At 70.3% G+C, this 2,504-nt stretch carries 1 protein-coding gene; it reads left to right on the forward strand.

Annotated features, from left to right (window positions below; genetic code table 11):
* Positions 1 to 2,504, forward strand: a 2,504-nt coding sequence (locus NLI01S_RS24695; protein WP_157091136.1) for a type I polyketide synthase, incomplete at both ends; no start/stop codon positions are given.

Raw genomic sequence — 2,504 nt, forward strand, 5'->3', positions numbered from 1 at the left:
CACACCCCTGGCTCACCGACCACGCCTCGCAGAGCGCCGGGTTCGTGGACCTGGCGGTGTGTGCCGGAGACGAGACCGGGTGCGGGCTGCTGGCGGAACTCACCGTCCACTCACCGCTTGCGGCCACCGGCGCGGGACATGACCTGCGCCTGGAGGTCGCTGCTCCCGACGAGTCCGGACTCAGGGTCTTCGCGATCCACTCCTATGCCGACGGCGTCTGGGTCCGGCACGCGAGTGGGACACTCGCCCCGAGCAGTCCCGCGGAACCTGGTGCCGCACCTGATCTCACCACGGGAGACGGCGGCTGGCGAGACGTCGTCCTTCCGGAGTCCACCGACACGTCCGGATTCGGGATCCACCCCGCACTGCTCGTCCTGGACCCCGACGATTCCGGTCGAGTCCCGGTCTCATGGAAGCGGTTCCGCCTCTACGCCACTGGTGCGTCCGCAGTCCGCCTCCGCACCACCCGCGTGGACGAGGACACAGTGGACGTCGAGGTCATCGACGCCGAGGGGAGCCTCGTCGCACGAGCCGACGAGGTGCGCCTCGGAAGCCTGGGCGCCGTCGAACGGCCCAGATCCCTGTACCGCGTGGCATGGACGCCGCCCCGGGTGTCCGCCGCCGGAACCGACGGGCCCGACCCGGTCATGACCGACGACCCGACCGCACTCGCCTCCGCGCCGGACACCGTGGTCGTGCCCCTCGCACCCGACGACGGGGTCGACCTCGCGGACGGAGCCCACCGCACCGCGCTGCGCACGCTCGCCCTCGTGCAGGACTGGCTCGGCGACGAACGGTTCGACTCCAGCCGACTGGTCTTCGTCACGCGTGGCGCGCTGGACGGACGGGACCCCGCCGCCGCGACGGTGTGGGGCCTGGTGCGGTCTGCCCAGTCCGAGCACCCGGGCCGGTTCGTGCTCGTCGAGGTCGATGGTGCCGATCAGGCCGAGAGCGACCTTCTTCGCCTGGTCCGCGTCGGCCTCTCCATCGGCGAGGAACAGGTTCTCGTGCGGGACGGAGCTGCCTCCGTGCCACGACTCGTGCGCGTCGAGGCACCCGATGTCGAGAGCCCGATGCCGATCTCCGAAGATGATCGCGTCCTGATCACTGGTGGTACGGGTGTGCTGGGTGGTTTGGTGGCCCGTCATCTGGTGTCGGTGCATGGTGTGCGGCGTCTGTTGCTGGTGGGTCGTCGGGGGTTGGATGCTCCGGGTGCGGCCGAGCTGGTGGAGGAGTTGTCGCGGGCCGGGGCCGAGGTGGTGGTCGAGGCCTGTGACGTTGCGGACCGGGCCGCTGTCGAGGGTTTGTTGGCGGTGCATCGGGTGTCTGCTGTGGTGCATGCGGCTGGTGTTTTGGATGATGCGACGGTTGAGGCGCTGACGCCGGAGCGGGTGGAGCGGGTGTTGCGGGCCAAGGTGGACGCGGCGGTGAACCTGCACGAGCTGACGCGGGACCTGGATCTGTCGGCGTTCGTGATGTTCTCGTCCCTGGGAGGTGTGCTCGGAACCGCCGGCCAGGGGAACTACGCGGCGGCCAACGCCTTCCTCGACGCTCTCGCTCAGCACCGCAGGGCCCAGGGACTCCCCGCGGTCGCCCTCGCCTGGGGGCTCTGGGAGGAGCGCTCCGGGCTGACCGGTCACCTGGGCGAAACCGAACTACGACGCATGGAGCGCGACGGCGTCCTCCCGCTGTCGACGGAACAGGGCCTGGCGCTCTTCGACGCGGGGGCGCGTTCCGACGAGGCGCTCCTGGTGCCCGTCCGGCTGGACTTCCCCGAGCTCCAAGCGTCACGCGTTCCCGCGTCACCGTTGCTGCGCGGGTTCACCCGGGCCCCCGGCCGCCGCACGGCCGCGTCCGTGGCGGCCGTCTCCTTCGCCGACCGGCTCCTCCCCATGAGCGAGGCGGAGCGTACGGAGTTCCTGCTGGAGCTGGTGCGTTCCCATGCCGCGGCGGTGCTGGGCTTCTCCGGAACCGGGGCGGTGCAGGCCGATCACCCGTTCAAGGAGATCGGTTTTGACTCGCTGACGGCCGTGGAGCTGCGCAACCGGCTGAATGCGGCGACGGGTCTGCGTTTGCCGGCCACGTTGGTCTTCGACTACCCCACACCCGAGGCGCTCACCCGGTACCTGTCAGTACAGCTGGTCGGGGACCTGGGCGAGGTGTCCGCGCGGTCGGAGTCCGGTGTCACCGCTGCGGTGGGTGCGGACGAGCCGATCGCGATCGTGGGCATCGGCTGCCGGTTCCCCGGTGGCGTGACCGACCCGGAGGTTCTGTGGAACCTGCTCATGGACGAGCAGGCCGACGCCGTCGGTCCGCTGCCGACGAACCGTGGCTGGGACTTCGGATCCCTCTACGACCCGGACCCCGAGCACGAGGGCACCTCCTACGTCCGTCACGGCGGATTCCTCTATGGTGCGGCGGAGTTCGATGCGGGGTTCTTCGGGATTTCGCCGCGTGAGGCGCTCGCGATGGATCCGCAGCAGCGGTTGCTGTTGGAGACGTCC

The sequence above is a fragment of the Nocardiopsis listeri NBRC 13360 genome (genome assembly GCF_001570765.1).
Taxonomy (GTDB): Bacteria; Actinomycetota; Actinomycetes; order Streptosporangiales; family Streptosporangiaceae; genus Nocardiopsis; species Nocardiopsis listeri.